Genomic DNA, 16,865 nt, shown 5'->3' on the forward strand with positions numbered 1-16,865 from the left:
GGGGTGACGGCGGACAGGCGCTCGGCTCGCGCGGCTGGATCAGCCCAGGCGGATGAAGGTGGGGTTCGACTGCCAGATGGGGCGGAAGTCGACGACGGTGCCCGGCTTGGACGCGTCGATCATCGTGTTGCCACCCGCGTAGATCGAGACGTGCCCGGGGGTCCACATCAGGTCGCCCGGCTGCGCCTGCGACGCCGGCACGACCGTGCCGTAGCCGGCCTGGGCCGACGACGAGTGCGGCAGCGCGATGCCGAGCTGGCCGTACACGTACTGGGTGAAGCCGGAGCAGTCCATGCCGCTCGGGCTGGCGCCGCCCGAGACGTACGGGACGCCGATGTAGCGGCTCGCGATGGAGATCACGGAGTTGCCGATCGCCGACGCGGGGATGTCGACCGACGTCGACGCGGTGCTGGCGGCCGTGGCCGCGGCCTCTGCCGCCTCGGCGGCGGCGGCCTCGGCAGCCTCCTCCGCCTCCTGGGCGGCGAGCTCTGCCTGGTACTCCTCGTTGTCGGCGGCCGAGACCACGGAGACCGCGGACTTCTCGACATCGAGCTGGGCGTCCGGGGCGACGGTGACCACAGGGGCGTTCGACAGGGCCTCGCGGGCCTGCGTCGTCAGCGCGTTGAGGTCGACCGAGTTCATCTTGGCGTGGCCGGTCTCCATCGGGGCGGCCTGGGCGGCCATGGCGCCACCGAACGTCGAGACGAGGAGCGCTCCACCGGCGGCGGCGACCGCGGTACGGCGACCGACGGCGGCGTTCTGGGCGAGCTCGGTGAGCGGCGTCACGGGGCGTCGCGCCGCACGATGGCGTGCGCGGGTCGTACGTGCAGTCACGTAGTACCTCTCCTTGTACGCCTTCGAGGTCAGCTGTCGGGTTCGGGTGGGAGAAATCACCCGGCCGTGCGTCCCGAAGGACTGCCCGGCTTCACCCCGAGGACGCACCCTGGCGCCCGATGGTGGGTCCCCCGCCTCTGTCATGCGGTCGTCTTGGGGCCCCGGCCGGTGACAGAGTTCGGCGTCCGTCCGAGGACTCTCGCGGATCAACTCCATGAGAGCGCTCTGAACGTACCGGACGTCACCCGCGATGTCACGTTCCGGCAACGAATGCCATGACGTGTCGGACCTGCGGTGGCATCTTCCCGGCAAACCGGGCGTCCGGACCGGCCCCGGCGGCGCTCAGGCGGTCGCGACGAAGAGGTGCCGCGCCAGGTCCTCGCCCAGCTCGAGCGCCGTCGCGGCACCGTCCACGGTCACGGTGTAGATGCCGTCGCGGTACATCGCCGTGATGCGCGAGCCCGGCACCAGGCCGGCGTCCGCCAGGCGCGCGAGCAGCTCGACGTCGGTCTGCAGCGGCTCGGCGATCCGGGTGAGGGACGCCGCGAGCGGCTCGCCCCGCACGCCCTTCTTCGCCGCGGCCTCGAACGCCGACGGCAGCGAGATCACGCCGGACAGGAACGGCACGTCGGTGTAGGCCTCGCCGAGCTCGGACAGGCCGGGGATCGGGTTGCCGTACGGGTCGTGGTGCGGGTGGTCCAGCAGGCCGACCAGGCGCTTCTCCACCAGGTCGCTCATCACGTGCTCCCAGCGGCAGGCCTCGACGTGCACGTGCTCCCAGTCGAGCTTGATGACGTCCGTCAGCAGGCGCTCCGCGAGCCGGTGCTTGCGCATGACCCGCATCGCCTTGTCGTGGCCCTGCTCGGTCAGCTCGAGGTGCCGGTCGCCGGTGACGATCACGAGGCCGTCGCGCTCCATGCGCGCGACCGTCTGCGACACCGTCGGCCCGGAGTGGCCCAGACGCTCCGCGATGCGCGCGCGCAGAGGCGTGATGCCTTCCTCGTCGAGCTCGTAGATGGTCTTGAGATACATCTCGGTGGTGTCGATCAGATCCGTCACGTCTGCTCCCGTCGTGCGCCCAGCCGCCAGGTCGCCCTGGACACGTACGGCCCGGGCGTCGGCCCAGGTTCTAGTCTAGTTCTGTGCCACTGACAATCCCGCCACACCTGCTGCCCGCCGACGGCCGTTTCGGCTCCGGACCGTCCAAGGTGCGCCCCGGCCAGGTCGATCATCTCGTGGCGAACGCGCACGTGCTCGGCACCTCGCACCGGCGCCCCCCGGTCAAGGACCTGGTGCGCCGCATCCGCGCGGGCGTCACGGAGCTGCTCGGCGCGCCGGACGGGTACGAGGTGGTGCTCGGCAACGGCGGCGCCACGGCCTTCTGGGACGTCGCGACGCTGTGCCTCGTGGAGCGCAGGGCCCAGCACGCCGCGTTCGGCGAGTTCGGCGGCAAGTTCGCCACCGCCACGTCGCGCGCCCCGTTCCTCGAGCCGTCGCAGGTGATCACGGCGGAGCCGGGCTCCGTGGCCCACCTCGAGCCGGCGGACGACGTCGACACCTACGCCACGCCGCACAACGAGACCTCCACCGGCGCCATGGCCCCGGTGCGGCGGCCGGCCGGGCCGGACGGCGCCGTCGTGCTCACCGACGCGACGTCCGGGGCCGGCGCGCTGCCCGTCGACCTGAGCGAGACGGACGCCTACTACTTCGCACCGCAGAAGGCGTTCGCGGCCGACGGCGGCCTGTGGCTCGCCGTCCTCTCCCCCGCGGCCGTGGAGCGTGCCGCGCGGATCGAGGCCTCGGGCCGCTGGGTACCGGAGTTCCTCTCGCTCACGACGGCGGTCGAGAACTCGCGCCAGGACCAGACCCTCAACACGCCCGCCGTCGCGACGCTGCTGCTCCTGGCCGACCAGGTGGAGTGGCTCCTGGCGCAGGGCGGGCTCGCGTGGTCCGCGAAGCGGAGCGCGGCGTCCGCCGAGATCCTCTACTCCTGGGCCGAGCAGCGCGACTGGGCGACGCCGTTCGTGGCCCGCCCCGAGGAGCGCTCCACGGTGGTGGGCACCATCGACCTGGCCGACGAGATCGACGCCGGCCGGATCATCACCGAGCTGAGCGCGAACGGCGTCCAGGACGTCTTCGCGTACCGGAAGCTGGGGCGCAACCAGCTGCGCGTGGGAATGTACCCGGCGGTCGATCCGGACGACGTCGCCGCGCTCACCGCATGCGTCGACTATCTCGTCGAAACCGTGTGACCAGGCCGATCACGTCCGCAATATCCCTTCGGCGCCGGGTTCCCCGTATTGTCCGAGGCACCGGAACTCTGTAACGTTTCCGCAACAGAGGGAACCATTTCGAGGGGCTGTTCAACACCATGCCAGTGATCGACCACTTCACATTCGGGATCGTGACGCCTCTGCTGGCGTACGCGATCTCGTGCACCGGCGCAGCGACGGGCCTCGCGTGCACGTCCCGCGCCCGAGGGGCCTCAGGCGGTGCGCGCGCGGCATGGCTCATCTTCGGCGCCATCGCCATCGGCGGTACCGGCATCTGGGTGATGCACTTCGTCGCCATGCTCGGCTTCTCCGCCTCCGGTGTGACCATCAGGTACGACATCCCTCAGACCCTGCTGAGCGCGGCGATCGCCATCGTCGTGGTCGGCGCGGGTCTCTTCATCACGGAGCTGGGCAAGCGCAAGCTCCCGGCGATGCTGGTCGGCGGGGCCCTCGCGGGCGCCGGCGTGGCCGCCATGCACTACATGGGCATGGAGGCCATGAACATGTCGGCGGAGGTCACCTACAACCCCGTCTACGTGGTCGCCTCCGTGGTGATCGCCGTCGTGGCGGCCACCGCAGCGCTGTGGTGCACCGTCCACATCCGCGGGACGCTCGCCACGATCATCGCCACCCTGGTGATGGGCGTGGCCGTGACCGGCATGCACTACACGGGGATGGCCGGCGTGTCCGTCATCAACCCCGTGAACAGCGTGCCCGCCGGCGCGTCGACCATGCAGCTGCTCGTGCCGCTCGTCATGGCCGTCAGCGTCGTCACGTTCCTGCTCATCCTCGGCATCGGCCTCTGGCCCACCGAGGAGGAGCTGCGCACCCAGGCCGAGTTCGAGAACCGGCTCAAGGCGCACACGGAGCAGGGCGCGCGGTACGAGACCGTCCCGCAGGAGCTGCAGCCGAGCGCCGCGCAGTTCGCGCAGACGAACCGCTCGGTCTGAGCTCGCACCGCACAGTCGCGACGCAGCGCCCGGTCCCTCGTGGGCCGGGCGCTGTGTCGTGTGACCACACCCACGTACCGTTAGCCGTGCTAATGATCTAGACTGCTGTAGATGTCGTCGAGCTCCCAGAAGCGCGGCCGTAACCCGGCCACCGTCGGGGGCGACCTGCGCGTCGCCCTCACCCGGATCTCCCGCCGCCTGCGCGCCGAACGAGGCGAGGCCGACCTCCCCGAGGGCCAGTTCGGGATCCTGACGGTGCTGCACAAGCACGGCGAGATGTCCCCCGGCTCCCTCGCCGAGCACGAACGGGTCCGGCCGCCGTCGATGACCAGGGCCGTGAACACCCTGGCGGAGCTCGGCCTCGTCGAGAAGGTGGAGCACGCGACCGACCGCCGCCAGGTCGTCGTCCGCCTCACCCCCGCAGGCGCCCGCGAGGTCGCCGAGACCAGGCGACGCCGCGACGCCTGGCTGACCAAACAGCTGTCCACCCTGACCGGAGAGGAGAGAGAGATCCTTGCGGGAGCCAGCGAGCTCCTGATCAGGATCGCCGCTCGATGAGCGCAACCTTCGCCAGCCTGAAATACCGCAACTACCGTCTCTGGTTCGCCAGCGCCCTCGTCGCCAACATCGGCACGTGGATGCAGCGCGTGGCGCAGGACTGGGTCGTCCTGACCGTCCTCACCAACAACTCCGGCGTCGCCGTCGGTATCGTCACGGCGCTGCAGTTCATCCCCCACATCTTCCTGTCCGCGTGGGCCGGCCTGCTCGCCGACCGCGTCGACCGCCGCAAGCTCCTGATGACCACGCAGGGCGGCATGGGCGTGCTGGGCCTCGGGCTCGGTGCGCTGGTGCTGTCCGGCGCCGCGGAGCTGTGGCACGTGTACGTGTTCGCCGGCCTGCTCGGTGTGGTGAGCGCGATCGACGGGCCGGTGCGCCAGACCTTCGTCGCCGAGCTCGTGCCGGCCCAGCGCCTCGCGAACGCCGTCGGGCTCAACTCGACGAACTTCAACGCCGCCCGCCTGATCGGCCCGGGCCTGGCCGGCCTGCTGATCGCCGCCGTCGGCACGGGCTGGGTGTTCATCATCAACGGCGTCGCCTTCGGCGCCGTGATCCTGGCCCTGACCCGGATGCGCGACCTGCGCGTGCAGCCCACGGCGTCGCGCGCCAAGGGGCAGATCCGCGAGGGCCTGTCCTACATCCGCCGGCGCAGCGACATCGTGGTGATCATGGTCGTCATGGGCGTGGTGTCCACGTTCGGCCTGAACTTCCAGCTCACGTCGGCCATGATGGCGCGCGTCGAGTTCGGCCGAGGTGCCGGCGAGTACGGCATCCTCGGCTCGGTGCTGGCGATCGGCTCGCTCGCGGGTGCGCTGATGGCCGCCCGGCGCGAGCGGCCCCGCGTGCGGCTCGTGCTCGGCGCCGCGTTCGCGTTCGCGATCTCGATGGGCGTCCAGGCGCTCATGCCGACCTACGTGGGTTACCTCATCATGTGCATCCCGGTCGGGTTCGCCTCGCTCACCATGCTGACCTCGGCCAACGCCGCGATCCAGCTCTCGGTGGCGCCGGAGATGCGCGGCCGCGTCATGTCGCTCTACATGATGGTGCTGCTCGGCACCACGCCCCTGGGCTCCCCGGTCGTGGGCTGGATCGGCGAGGCCTTCGGCCCGCGGTACGCCGTCGGCATCGGCGCGGTGGCCACGCTGCTCGTCGCCGCGGTCGCGACCGTCTGGGCCTACCGCACCTGGCACGTGCGGGTGCGTGCCCGCCTCTCGCGCACCCGCCGCATCCCGCGTCCGTACCTCCAGGTCACCTACCCGGAGACGCCGACGCCGGAGCCGACCGCCCAGGCCCTGGCGGCCTGACGGGCGTGGGCCGCGCCGGCGCCCGCCCGCGGCGCCCGAGCCCGCGGCCGCGCCCGCGCCAACCCAGCCATTGTGCCCAGATTCCCCCGGCATTCTGGGCGCAATGGCTGGGTGGACGGGGCGGTGTAGGCGTGGGCGGAGCGTGACCACATTGGCGCTGCCGGCGCGGTTGTCCACAGATCAGGGCTGGGGGGTGTGATCCCGGTCGACCGGCTGGTGGAGTGGTGGCGTGTCCACGACCTCAACCATCCCGGCGGCCGCCGTGCGCCTCGCCCGGCGCCAGGCCGGGCTGCTGTCCGTCCTCCAGTGCGAGGAGCTCGGCATCGGCCGGGACGTGCGACGTCGGATGGTGCGCCAGGGGCGCTGGTCCAGCCCCGCCCGCGGGGTCGTCGACACCGATCCCGTACCGCTGGACGGCCGGGTCCGGGACGACTGGTTCCGGCACGCTGCGTGGTGGCGCACGTGGTTCGCCCTGCTCGTGCACGGGCCGGACGCCGTCGCCACGGGCTGCTGCGCGCTCGTCCTGCACGGCGTCGCCGGCCTGCCCCGGGACTTCCCGCTCGAGGTCGCGCGCGAGGACGGCTCACCGCGGCGGACACGGTACGGCGTCCCGGTCGTGCTGTACGAGCCGTTCCCCGTGGTGTCCCGGAGCGGACGGACGGTCGCCCAGCTCGACCACGCCGCCGCCCAGGCGCTGCCACGGCTCTCGCGGCAGAACGCGCTCGCTGTGCTCGACGACCTCGCGCGCTCGCACGGGTTCGACCCGGACAGGCTGGCCGCCCTGCACGAACTGGTCCGCCGACGGCGCGGCGCCGCCCGGCTGCACGAGCTGTTCCCGCTGGTCGACCCGCGTTCCGAGTCACCCGCCGAGTCGTTCGCACGCCTCTCGTGCATCGACAACGGCGTGCCCCCGGACAGCGTCCAGGCGGCGATCTCGCACCGGGGCCGGATCATCGCCCGCGTCGACTTCCTGTGGCGGCTGCCGGACGGACGCTACCTGGTAGTCGAGATCGACGGCGTCGGGCCGCACAGCACGCCGCAGGCGCTGGTCCGTGACGCCCCGCGGCAGAACCAGCTGCTCGCGACGGGCCGCGTGATCATGCTGCGCTTCAAGCCCGCGGACAACGCCCGCCCGGGCGGCGTCGGCGCGCAGATCGCGGCGACGCTGCGGGCCCACGGCTGGACGCGCCCCACCTCCGCAACGCGCCAACCCAGTCATCATGCCCAGATCCACCCCGGATCCTGGGCACAATGACTGGGTTGGCGGAGAACTACGGCGGCAGCGGCCTCAGATGCCGAACGCCGAGCGGATCGGGCCCATCAGGAAGTAGACGACGAACAGCGCCGCCGCGACCCACAGCAGCGGGTGGACCCGGCGGGTCTTGCCGACGGCGATCTTGATCAGCACGAACGAGATCACGCCCGCCCCGATGCCCACCGTGATCGAGTACGCGAACGGCATCAGCACCATGGTGAGGAACGCCGGGATGGCGACCTCGAGGTCGGTCCAGTCGATGCCCGTGACCTGGACGACCATGAGGAAGCCGACGATCACGAGCGCGGGCGTCGCGGCCTCGTGCGGCACCACCGTGACGAGCGGCGACAGGAACGTGGTCAGCAGGAACGCGACGCCGGTCGTCACCGCCGCCAGGCCCGTGCGGGCGCCGTCGCCCACGCCGGACGCCGACTCGACGTACGCCGTGTTGGACGACACCGACCCGACACCGCCGCCGACCGCGGCCAGCGAGTCGACCACGAGGATCTGCGTGGTGCGGGGCGGGTTGCCCTTCTCGTCGAGCAGCTTGGCCTCACCACCGATGGCGACCATGGTGCCCATCGTGTCGAAGAAGTCGGCGATGAGCAGCGTGAACACCAGGAGGATCACGGCGACGGGACCGATCGCCTCCCACGAGCCCAGCAGCGAGAACTGGCCGATGAGCGAGAAGTCGGGCAGCTGCACGACCGACTCCGGCAGAGCGGGCACGTTGAGGGCCCAGCCGCCCGGGTTGTCCTCGCTGCGCCCGCCGATGCCGCCGATGGCCTCCACGATGACGGCCAGCACGGTGGAGACCACGATCGCGATGAGGATGCCGCCGCGCACCTTGCGCACCACGAGCACGGCCGCCAGCAGCACCCCGATCGCGAACACGAGCAGCGGCCAGGCGCCGAGCGAGCCGCCCATGCCGAGCTCGGTCGGCGTGGCCAGCGAGGCCGGGATGCGCACGAAGCCGGCGTCGTACACGCCGATGAACGTGATGAACAGGCCGATGCCCACGCTGATCGCGATCTTCAGCTCGCGCGGCACCGCGCGGAACACCGCCTCGCGGAAGCCGGTCACCACGAGGAGCAGGATGACCAGACCCTCCATGACGACGATGCCCATGGCGTCGGCCCAGGTCATCCCGGGCAGGGCGGCCACGGAGAACGCGACGACGGCGTTCAGCCCGAGCCCGGCCGCGAGCGCCAGGGGGAAGTTCGCGACGACGCCCATGAGGATCGACATGACGCCGGCCACGAGCGCGGTGGCCGCGGCGATGGCGGTGAGGTCACCTCCCTCGGTGCCGCCGCCGAGGAACTGGCCGGTGCCGTCGGGCACGTTGCCGAGGATGAGCGGGTTGAGCACGACGATGTAGCTCATCGTGAAGAAGGTGACGAGCCCGCCGCGCACCTCCGTCCACACCGTGGACCCGCGTTCGCTGATCTTGAAGAACCGGTCGACGGCGCCGCGCGCCTGGGCCTGGTCGTGAGCCATGCTCCGATGCTCCTCTTCGTTACCTGATGTTGCTCGACGTGCCGCGCACGGCGTCGGTCAGCATGCGCTCGACCGAACGGACCTGGCTGAGCACGTAGTCCGCACTGAGGTGGTGGTAGTCCCGGTAGACGGGGTGTTGGACGTCGCCCACGCGGCACCTGGTGTCGTCGCAGGTCTCGGACCAGACCCCGTCCCAGACGGTCACACCGTACGCGGCCCATATTTCGGCGCTGATACGCGGGAGCTCGCCGTTGGACCGTTCGGCCTCGGCGCGGCTCATGCTGCAGTCGCCCAGGCCGGGCCAGGGCCGGGTGAGGCACTCGAGCGGGTCGAGGTCGAGCTTCGGGTTGTCCTGGACGGCCACGACGTTCGGGGTGAGGGCGGTGAGCCGGGCGAACAGCTCGTCGTTCGCCGTGGTCCAGGCGTCGAGCGCCTCCTGGTCGTGCACGCGGGAGCCGTCGGGGCGCTGCATGCGGCCGCCGTAGATCTGGGCCTGGCTGACGACGACGGCGTCGGGCCGCAGGTCCTCGACGAGCCGCAGCGACTCGGCCTGGAAGTCGTCGCAGGGGCCGCGGTCGGTGGGCTGCACCACGCCGACCTCGGCGGCGGGGCAGCCGTGCCGCCAGCGGACGGCGAGGCGCAGGCCGGCGTCCTGGGCCGCGGCGTCGAACGCGGGGATCCACTGCATGGCGTGCGAGTCGCCCAGCAGCAGCACGGTGGAGGAAGCGTCGACGTCGCCGAGCAGGCAGAGCTCGATGTCGGACGCCGTCCGGCTGGTGGCGGCGCACCCGTACGACGAGGGTTCGGCTCGCGTGGCCGCCGCGGTGGCGTACGGCTCGTGCTGCAGCACCTCCGCCGTCGCGACCCGGGTGCCCGCGGCGAAGCCGCCCACGACGATCCCGATGGCGAGCGTGACGGCGGCGGTGCGACGCCAGGACCGCAGGGCGCGGCTGAACCGGACGGGGTTCTCGACCCAGCGGTAGGTGGCCACGGCGGCGCCGAGCGCGGCGACGGACGCGAGCACCTTGATCCAGACCGCGTCGTCCTGCACGGCGGCGGTCGTGAGCACCACGAAGGGCCAGTGCCAGAGGTACCAGGAGTAGGAGACGTCGCCGAAGCGCTGCAGGAGCGGCAGGCCGAGCACGCGGTCCACCCACGTGCCCGACGCCGGGACGCTGCCCGCGGCGAGCACGAGCAGCGCGCCGCCCACGGGCAGCAGCGCGACGGTGCCCGGGAAGGGGTCGGTCTCGCGCACGACCGCGAACGACAGCGCGAGGAGCGCGATCCCGGCGGTGCCGAGCAGGGTGCGCAGCACCCAGGGCCGCAGCGGCACGGCACGGGCGAGGCGGTCCCAGGGCAGGGTCGCGACGAGCGCCGCGCCCGCGAACTCCCAGGCCCGCGTGGGCAGCACGTAGAACGCCCAGTCGGGTGCGGTCGCCGTCAGCCAGGCGGAGAACGCGAGCGAGACCACGAACGTGCCGCCGAACAGGAGCCGCAGCGTGCGCAGCGCGGGCAGGTTCGAACGCCGCGCGACGGCGACGGCGAGCAGCACGAGCAGCGGCCAGAAGAGGTAGAACTGCTCCTCGATGCCGAGCGACCACGTGTGCAGGTAGGGGCTCGGGGTCGCGGACTCGGAGAAGTAGTCCTGCCCCTGGTACGGGAACAGCAGGTTGGAGACGAAGAGCATGGCGGCGGCGCCGTGCGCGGCCAGCCTGCCCCAGACCAGCGGCGACAGCAGCACCAGGCAGGCGAGCAGGGTGACCATGACCACGAGCGCGAGCGCCGGGACGAGCCGTCGCATGCGCCGGGTCCAGAACGCGACGAGGTCGACGGTGCCGGTGCGGTCCACCTCGCGCAGCAGCAGGGAGCTGATGAGGTAGCCGGAGATCACGTAGAAGACGTCGACGCCCGTGAACCCGCCGGGGACCGCGATACCCGCGTGGTAGACGACGACGGCGAGCACGGCGACCGCCCGCAGGCCGTTGATGTCCGTCCGGAACGAGTGGCCGGAGCCCTGGCCGGGGCCGGCGTCCCGCCCCGGGCTGCGAGGTTCCGGAGCGGGTCCGGATCGGTCGACGGCGGGGGTCGTCGCCTGCGCCAAGGTGTCTCCTGCGGTCGGTCCGGACGGGTGCGCGGCACACACCATAACGGGCGCGGGCGGTCCCGCCGTCCGGGGTCCGGGCCCGCTGTGGAAAACCGTGCCCCGTCAGCCGATGAACACGTGGGAGCAGACCAGCACGGGCTCGGCGTCCGTGCCGCCGTCGCGCACGCAGCCGATCGCGCTGCGCACGAGGTCGACGCTGACCAGGTTGTCGCGGTGGCTCGGTGAGTCGAGCCAGGCCTGCACCACGTCCTGCGGGGGCCGGTCGGTGCGGCTGAGGTTCTCCGCCGCGACGGTGCCGCCGGGGCACCGTCGCTGGACGGGCGGCAGCGGAGCGTGCACCAGCTCGGCCGCACCGATCAGCGCAGCTGCCCGGTCCTCGGCGACGGCTTCGAGACAGGGGTCGTGCTGCAGCGGACGTGCGCCGAGCTGGGTCCGGGCCGCGTTCACGCCGTCCTCGAGGGCGGCCGCGTACTGGGCCCGATCGGCCAGGTCGGTCTCGGCGGGCGGGGTCCAGGCGGGCTGTGGTCCGGGCGTCGGCGCGGTGTGCGTCGGTGCGGTGTGCGTCGGTGCGGTTCCGCGGTCGTCGAACGACTTGTCGGGGCTCGCCGTCCGCCCGGATTCCTGCGGGGGCGCGAGCTGCTGCGCGGGGCCGGGCCCCGAGCAGCCGCAGAGCAGCGCGCCCGTCAGGAGCAGTCCCGCGACGCGGGCCGGGACATGGTGCACGACGTCGATTCGACACCGCCGCCGGGCCGTCCACAACCGGAGCACCGCCGACGCCCTTGCCCGCGCCCACTGCAGACTTCCTCACGCCCGGCCGTCGACTGCAGACTTCGTCCCAGCCCGAACACCCCGGGCGCAACAAACACTGCAGTCGACGGCTGGCTGAGAGGAAGTCTGCAGTGGGCGGTGACGGGGGCCGTCATGCCCCGGTCAGGCCAGGAAGACGTGGGCGCAGATCATGACCGGGGCGGACGGCGCGCCGCCGTCGGGCACGCAGGCGATGGCGCCGCGGGTCAGGTCGCCGTTGAGGATGTTGGCACGGTGGCCCTCGGAGTCCATCCAACCCTGCGCCGCCTCGGCCGGGCTCCAGCCGCCCTTGGCCAGGTTCTCGGCGACGGCCACGGTGGGGCAGCGCTGGAAGATCGGGTCCAGCGGCGCGTGCGCCAGCTCCTGGCCGATCAGGGCCTGCGCCCGTTCGAGGGCGACGTCGTAGGCACACGTGTCGTGAACCAGGGTCGGCAGTCCGTTGGCGGTGCGGTGCCCGTTGACGGCGTCCTCCAGGGCTGCGGCGTACTGGACGGAGTCGGTCAGATCAGGTGCGGTGCCACCGTCCGAGCCCCCGCCGGACCCCGACCCCGATTCCTCGTCCGAACCCCCATCAGCCCCGGACGCCGACCCCGCATCGGACTCCCCCGGCCGCGGATCCCGCTCCGAACCCCGGGAGGCCGAGCCGCTGGGCGCCGGCTGCACGTCCACCGCCGCGGACTCCTGCGGGCGCTCGCCCGTGATCGCGCCCACCGACGTCGGGCGCGGCGACGGCGCCCGCTCCACGGGGGCGGCTACACCGACCACGCCGGGTGCGATGCCCGGCGCGGGCATCGGCTCCGCCCCCGGCATCATGAGGCCCGCGCAGCCGGTGAGCAGCCCGGTACAGGCGGCCAGGAGCGCGCGGCTGAGGGCCCTGCCCGGGGTGCGCCCCGGGCGGGTCGCGGACGACGTCGTACGGTGTGCTGGGGACACAAGTGCGGACAATACCGACGTTCACCCCGCTGCGGAACGCCCCGTGGGCGCAGATCCAGAGCAGGGCACGCCGCAGGGAGGCAGTTCCCGGATCGCGCAGGCCGGAATTCCGGGACATCACAACGACCGGACGATTCGGGTCGCACGCGGACCATTCATCGCATATTTTTGCCACGCACCAGCGACACCATTCCAGCGACCAGCTGAGGTTTCCCATGCCCGGATCGAGCGCCGAGAGCCTGCCCTGGGGCGACCACCGCCTGGCTTTCGTGGGCGGCCTGCACCGCAGTGGCGCCACGCTTATTGCCCGAATTATTGCCGCTAGCCCGAATGCCTCTGGATTGACCGGAACCGGCGCCCGCACGCACGAGGGGCAGCATATTCAGGACACCTATCTCGGCGGACCGGGCAATACGTCCGAATGGTCTTTCCACCCGCACGCGCACCTCACCGAGGAGGACGCACAGCGGACGCCGGAGGCCGGCGCGCGACTCTGGGCCAGCTGGTCGCCGCACTGGAACCTCGACCGCGAGGTGCTCGTCGAGAAGTCGTCACCCAACCTGGCCCGGATGCGCTACTTCCAGGAGATCTTCCCGGGATCGCGGTTCGTCGTCGTCACGCGGCACCCCGTGGTGCAGGCCCTCGCGGTGCGCAAGTGGGCCGCCCGGACCCGCGGCCGGTTCACCTACGGCTTCCCGCGTCTCGTGGAGCACTGGGTGCACGCGCACGACGTGTTCGCGGAGGACGCCCTGCGCATCGAGAGCCTGCTCGTGCTGCGCTACGAGCACCTGATGCGTGACCCGGAGGCAGAGCTGGGCCGGCTCGCGAAGTTCCTGGGCATCGAGCTCGGCACCGGCGCTGTGGACGCCGTCGACGCCGGGCGGACCAACCGGTACGCCGAGCTGTGGCGCACGGGCGGCCGGGCGGAGCTCGCCGGGCGCATGCGCCACCACGTGACCCGCCTCGGGTCCCGGCAGGGCACGCCGCGCGCGGACCTGCTCCGCGACGTCACGGACGCCGCGCTCCTGCCGCGGTACCGCAACGTCGTGGGGGAGCACCTCGGCGAGCGCATCCGCGCCCACGGCTACGACCTGGACACGTTCGACGAGGCGGCGCCGTGGTCCCCGGTGGTGCGTGTCCCGACGCTGACGGCCGACCGATGAGTACCGTCCGCCGCGTCGTCCACGTGACGGGCACGGACCCCGCCGGCACCGGCACGCTCGCGGGCGTGCTGCGCGCGTTCGGCCTGCGCGTGCCCGGGCCGGAGACCTCGGCGCACGGCCCGCAGTGGGTCGGCGACCTCCACGAGGGGCTGCTGCGCGCGGCCGACGTGCGGACGTCGGACCCGCGTCCGCTGGCCTGGCACCTGGTGGACCGGGCCGCCGTCGAGGCGAACGCGGCGGGCCGGATGCGGGCCTGGCTCGAGACCCAGACGGCGCAGCACGGCGACCTGGTGATCACCGACCCGCGGCTGCTGTGGTTCCTCGAGACCTGGCTGGAGGCCGCGACGCGCGCAGGCGTCCGCGCGTCGTGCCTCACGCTGCTGCGCCCGCCCGCCGAGGCGGTGGCCGCCGCGGCCGCCGACGCCGCAGGCCGCGACCTGGTGGACCACGTGGCCGGATGGGTCAACCTCATGCTGGGCACCGAGCTTGCGACCCGGACGACGCCGCGGGCCTTCGTGCGGCACGCTGACCTGCTGCACGACTGGGACGAGCCGGTGTTCGCCGCGGCGGCAGCCCTCGACCTGCCGATGGTCCACCCGGGCGACCTGGCCGCCGTCCACCGCGTGGACGCGCTCATCGACCCCACGCGCCGCCCGGCCACGACCACGTGGGACGACGTGCCCGTCCCGGGCCCGCTACGGACCCTCGCCGACGACACGTGGGCCGCGCTCGACGCGCTCCCCGAGCACGACGACGCCGGCACACGCGCCGAGTTCGACCGGCTCCGCGCGCTGTACCCCTACGTGCACCGCAAGGTCACGGCGTCGCCGGCCCGGCGGTTCGCGCGCATGATGCCGCCCGAGGTGCCGCACACGGTGCGGCGGGGCGTCGCCGGGATGCTCCGGCGGTCGCCGGACCCCACAGGCTGAAGCGCCCTCAGGCCGGGCGCGGCGCGTACATGATGACGGCGACGCCGACCAGGCAGATCAGCGCCCCCGTGACGTCCCACCGGTCGGGCCGGAAGCCGTCGACGACCATGCCCCACGCCAGCGACCCGGCCACGAACACCCCGCCGTAGGCGGCCAGGATGCGGCCGAAGCTCGCGTCGGGCTGCAGGCTCGCGAAGAACCCGTAGATCCCGAGCGCGACCACGCCGGCGCCGATCCAGACCCAGCCGCGGTGCTCGCGCACGCCCTGCCACACGAGCCACGCCCCGCCGATCTCGAACAGCGCGGCGCCCAGGAACAGGACCACCGACTTGAGCAGCATCATGCGGCCGACGGTAGACGGCCCTCCGGCCTTGTGCCGTGACATCGATGGATGTCAATATGAGCTGCCCGTCCCCCGCCGCAGCCCCGGAGCGACCATGAGCACCACCGAGACCACCAAGCCGTCCGCCCTGTTCGTGTGCGTGCACAACGCGGGCCGCTCCCAGATGGCCGCGGGATTCCTGCGCGCGCTGTCGGGTGGCGCCGTCGAGGTGCGGTCGGCCGGGTCGATGCCCGCCGCGATGATCAATCCCGTTGCCGTGGAGGCGATGCTCGAGAAGGGCATCGACATCCGCGCCGAGACGCCGAAGGTGCTGACCGCCGAGGCGGTCGAGGCGTCGGACGCCGTCATCACCATGGGCTGCGGCGACGCCTGCCCGTACTACCCCGGCAAGGACTACCAGGACTGGGAGCTCGACGACCCGGCCGGCCAGGGCATCGAGGCGGTGCGGCCGATCCGGGACGAGATCGAGCGGCGCGTGCGCGGGCTCCTCGCTCAGCTCGGCGTGGAGCCCGTCGCGTAGCGCCTAGCGGCGCGCGCCGATCGTGACCGGCTGCGGGCCGGACGGCGTGGCGCAGCACCCGCCGTCGACGTCGACCGGAACACCGGCCGGGACGACGCCGTCCGCGTCCGCGGCGAGCGACCGGTCCGAGGAGCAGACGCCGGTCTGCGGCAGGTTCAGCTCGACGGCGTCGGCGGCGGCCCGGTCCCCGGCGAGCGCCGCGACCACGGACCGCACCTGCTCGTAGCCGGTGGCCAGCAGGAACGTGGGCGCCCGGCCGTACGACTTCATGCCCACGAGGTAGAAGCCGTCGTCGGGGTGCGCGAGCTCCGCCTCGCCGTGCGCGGGCACGGTGCCGCAGGAGTGGAGGTTCGGGTCGATGAGGGGCGCGATGCGGCGCGGCGCCTCGACCACCGGGTCCAGGTCGAGACGGATCTCGCGCAGCATGGCCAGGTCGGGCCGGAAACCGGTCGCGTTGACGATCGTGTGCACCGCGAGGTCCAGGGCGGCGTCCGCTGTCGTGCCCAGCACCCGGACGGCGTCCGGCGCGGCGGGCTCCAGGCGCTCGATCGCGACCTCGGTGAGCAGCTCCACGGCGCCAGCCTCGACGGCGTCGCGCAGGCGGGTGCCGAGCAGGCCGCGGGCGGGCAGCTCGTCGTCGGCCCCGCCGCCGTAGAGACGCCGGGGCGACGCGCCCCGGATCGCCCAGACGATCCGCGTGGCGGGCTCCTCGCGCCGCAGCTCGACCAGGCTGAGCAGCGTGTTCGCGGCCGAGTGCCCCATGCCGACCACGAGGGTCGTACGCCCGGAGAACCGCTCCCGGTCGGCACCGAGCACGTCGGGCAGGGCTCCGGCCAGGTGCCCGGCCGCGCGCTCCTCCCCGATCGCCGGCAGGCCCGAGGGGCCGAGCGGGTTCGGCGTGCCGAGCGTGCCGGAGGCGTCGATGACGGCGCGCGCCCGGACCTCGTGGACCTCCGTGCCGGTCGTGTGGCGCACCAGGTACGGGCGCTGCTCCCGGTCCCGTGACCGGGTCCGGTCGGCCCCGTCGCGGGCCACTGCCACGACGCGCGTTCCGTAGCGGACACGCTCGCCGAGCACGTCGGACAGGGGCGCCAGGTACTTCTCGACCAGGTCGGCGCCGGTGGGCAGCGCGTCGGGGTCAGGGTGGGTCCAGCCGGTGCGCGCGAGCAGGCGGCGGGCGGCGGCGTCGACGTCGTACCGCCACGGCGAGAACAGGCGCACGTGCCCCCAGGAGGCGACGGCCGCGGCGGGGCCGGGACCGGCCTCCAGCACGAGCGGCTCCAGGCCGCGTTCCAGCAGGTGTGCTGCGGCGGCGAGGCCTACCGGCCCGGCCCCGATGACGACGACGGGCAGGTTCTCGTTGGGTGCTGGGGGCATGGCCGACTCCTCAGATCG

The 16,865-nt window shown here is 72.8% G+C and carries 16 protein-coding genes and 1 riboswitch; of the genes, 8 read left to right on the forward strand and 8 right to left on the reverse strand.

Annotated elements, in window-relative coordinates; genetic code table 11:
* Positions 1 to 39: 39 nt before the first annotated feature.
* Positions 40 to 834 (reverse strand): C40 family peptidase, encoded by a 795-nt coding sequence (locus APR03_RS10130; protein ID WP_253835299.1) that lies wholly within the window; start codon positions 832 to 834, stop codon positions 40 to 42.
* A gap of 2 nt (positions 835 to 836) precedes the next feature.
* A riboswitch (cyclic di-AMP (ydaO/yuaA leader) is annotated at positions 837 to 1,023 on the reverse strand.
* A 153-nt stretch (positions 1,024 to 1,176) separates the two neighbouring features.
* The gene (locus tag APR03_RS10135; protein WP_253835300.1) at positions 1,177 to 1,893 is read right to left on the reverse strand and encodes an iron-dependent transcriptional repressor DtxR; all 717 of its coding nucleotides are present in this window, start codon (positions 1,891 to 1,893) and stop codon (positions 1,177 to 1,179) included.
* Between the two features lie 89 nt (positions 1,894 to 1,982).
* Here APR03_RS10135 and serC point away from each other — a divergent pair, with 89 nt between their 5' ends.
* The 5 genes from serC to APR03_RS10160 all read left to right on the forward strand — a co-directional run bounded on the left by serC (position 1,983) and on the right by APR03_RS10160 (position 7,174).
* Positions 1,983 to 3,086: a phosphoserine transaminase gene (serC, locus tag APR03_RS10140; protein WP_275977398.1), complete on the forward strand. Its 1,104-nt coding sequence runs from the start codon at positions 1,983 to 1,985 to the stop codon at positions 3,084 to 3,086.
* A gap of 152 nt (positions 3,087 to 3,238) precedes the next feature.
* A complete protein-coding gene (locus APR03_RS10145) occupies positions 3,239 to 4,057 on the forward strand; it encodes an MHYT domain-containing protein (RefSeq protein ID WP_253835302.1) in 819 nt (272 codons plus the stop codon).
* A gap of 111 nt (positions 4,058 to 4,168) precedes the next feature.
* A complete protein-coding gene (locus APR03_RS10150) occupies positions 4,169 to 4,615 on the forward strand; it encodes a MarR family winged helix-turn-helix transcriptional regulator (protein ID WP_253835303.1) in 447 nt (148 codons plus the stop codon).
* Positions 4,612 to 5,919 (forward strand): MFS transporter, encoded by a 1,308-nt coding sequence (locus APR03_RS10155; RefSeq protein ID WP_253835304.1) that lies wholly within the window; start codon positions 4,612 to 4,614, stop codon positions 5,917 to 5,919. Before APR03_RS10150 ends, APR03_RS10155 begins: the two co-directional genes overlap by 4 nt.
* Positions 5,920 to 6,148: 229 nt before the next feature.
* A complete protein-coding gene (locus APR03_RS10160) occupies positions 6,149 to 7,174 on the forward strand; it encodes a putative endonuclease domain-containing protein (RefSeq protein ID WP_253835305.1) in 1,026 nt (341 codons plus the stop codon).
* 33 nt (positions 7,175 to 7,207) lie between these two features.
* Here the strand turns inward: APR03_RS10160 and APR03_RS10165 are convergent, their stop codons facing one another.
* The 4 genes from APR03_RS10165 to APR03_RS10180 all read right to left on the reverse strand — a co-directional run bounded on the left by APR03_RS10165 (position 7,208) and on the right by APR03_RS10180 (position 12,515).
* On the reverse strand, positions 7,208 to 8,671 hold the full coding sequence (locus APR03_RS10165) for an NCS2 family permease (protein WP_253835307.1): 1,464 nt from the start codon (positions 8,669 to 8,671) through the stop codon (positions 7,208 to 7,210).
* A 19-nt stretch (positions 8,672 to 8,690) separates the two neighbouring features.
* Entirely contained in the window at positions 8,691 to 10,772 is a 2,082-nt protein-coding gene (locus tag APR03_RS10170) for an acyltransferase family protein (protein WP_253835309.1), read from the reverse strand.
* Positions 10,773 to 10,877: 105 nt separating this feature from the next.
* Positions 10,878 to 11,498, reverse strand: coding sequence for a CAP domain-containing protein (locus tag APR03_RS10175; protein ID WP_253835310.1), 621 nt, complete (start codon positions 11,496 to 11,498; stop codon positions 10,878 to 10,880).
* A 207-nt stretch (positions 11,499 to 11,705) separates the two neighbouring features.
* Entirely contained in the window at positions 11,706 to 12,515 is an 810-nt protein-coding gene (locus APR03_RS10180; protein WP_253835312.1) for a CAP domain-containing protein, read from the reverse strand.
* A 215-nt stretch (positions 12,516 to 12,730) separates the two neighbouring features.
* On the opposite strand from APR03_RS10180, the gene APR03_RS10185 reads away from it, so the two are divergent.
* Positions 12,731 to 13,678, forward strand: a complete 948-nt coding sequence (locus APR03_RS10185) for a sulfotransferase family protein (protein WP_253835314.1) — start codon at positions 12,731 to 12,733, stop codon at positions 13,676 to 13,678.
* Positions 13,675 to 14,607: a sulfotransferase family protein gene (locus APR03_RS10190; protein ID WP_253835316.1), complete on the forward strand. Its 933-nt coding sequence runs from the start codon at positions 13,675 to 13,677 to the stop codon at positions 14,605 to 14,607. Before APR03_RS10185 ends, APR03_RS10190 begins: the two co-directional genes overlap by 4 nt.
* 7 nt (positions 14,608 to 14,614) lie before the next feature.
* Here the strand turns inward: APR03_RS10190 and APR03_RS10195 are convergent, their stop codons facing one another.
* Positions 14,615 to 14,950, reverse strand: a complete 336-nt coding sequence (locus APR03_RS10195; protein WP_253835317.1) for a YnfA family protein — start codon at positions 14,948 to 14,950, stop codon at positions 14,615 to 14,617.
* Positions 14,951 to 15,044: 94 nt separating this feature from the next.
* On the opposite strand from APR03_RS10195, the gene APR03_RS10200 reads away from it, so the two are divergent.
* Positions 15,045 to 15,470 carry an arsenate reductase ArsC gene (locus tag APR03_RS10200; RefSeq protein ID WP_253835319.1) on the forward strand — a complete coding sequence of 142 codons (426 nt, stop codon included), beginning with the start codon at positions 15,045 to 15,047 and terminating at the stop codon, positions 15,468 to 15,470.
* Positions 15,471 to 15,473: 3 nt separating this feature from the next.
* On the opposite strand, the gene APR03_RS10205 is transcribed toward APR03_RS10200, so the two are convergent.
* Positions 15,474 to 16,847 carry an FAD-dependent oxidoreductase gene (locus APR03_RS10205; protein WP_253835321.1) on the reverse strand — a complete coding sequence of 458 codons (1,374 nt, stop codon included), beginning with the start codon at positions 16,845 to 16,847 and terminating at the stop codon, positions 15,474 to 15,476.
* Positions 16,848 to 16,865: the final 18 nt, after the last annotated feature.

Origin of the sequence: Promicromonospora thailandica (assembly GCF_024171955.1) — a bacterium.
GTDB lineage: Bacteria > Actinomycetota > Actinomycetes > Actinomycetales > Cellulomonadaceae > Promicromonospora > Promicromonospora thailandica.

What these genes read in the sequence shown, in the direction of transcription:
- APR03_RS10150 (WP_253835303.1), top strand. Translation starts at nt 4,169, where the DNA reads ATGTCGTCGAGCTCCCAGAAGCGCGGCCGTAACCCGGCCACCGTCGGG.
- APR03_RS10155 (WP_253835304.1), top strand. Translation starts at nt 4,612, where the DNA reads ATGAGCGCAACCTTCGCCAGCCTGAAATACCGCAACTACCGTCTCTGG.
- APR03_RS10165 (WP_253835307.1), bottom strand. Translation starts at nt 8,671, where the DNA reads ATGGCTCACGACCAGGCCCAGGCGCGCGGCGCCGTCGACCGGTTCTTC.
- APR03_RS10185 (WP_253835314.1), top strand. Translation starts at nt 12,731, where the DNA reads ATGCCCGGATCGAGCGCCGAGAGCCTGCCCTGGGGCGACCACCGCCTG.
- APR03_RS10190 (WP_253835316.1), top strand. Translation starts at nt 13,675, where the DNA reads ATGAGTACCGTCCGCCGCGTCGTCCACGTGACGGGCACGGACCCCGCC.
- APR03_RS10195 (WP_253835317.1), bottom strand. Translation starts at nt 14,950, where the DNA reads ATGATGCTGCTCAAGTCGGTGGTCCTGTTCCTGGGCGCCGCGCTGTTC.
- APR03_RS10200 (WP_253835319.1), top strand. Translation starts at nt 15,045, where the DNA reads ATGAGCACCACCGAGACCACCAAGCCGTCCGCCCTGTTCGTGTGCGTG.
- APR03_RS10205 (WP_253835321.1), bottom strand. Translation starts at nt 16,847, where the DNA reads ATGCCCCCAGCACCCAACGAGAACCTGCCCGTCGTCGTCATCGGGGCC.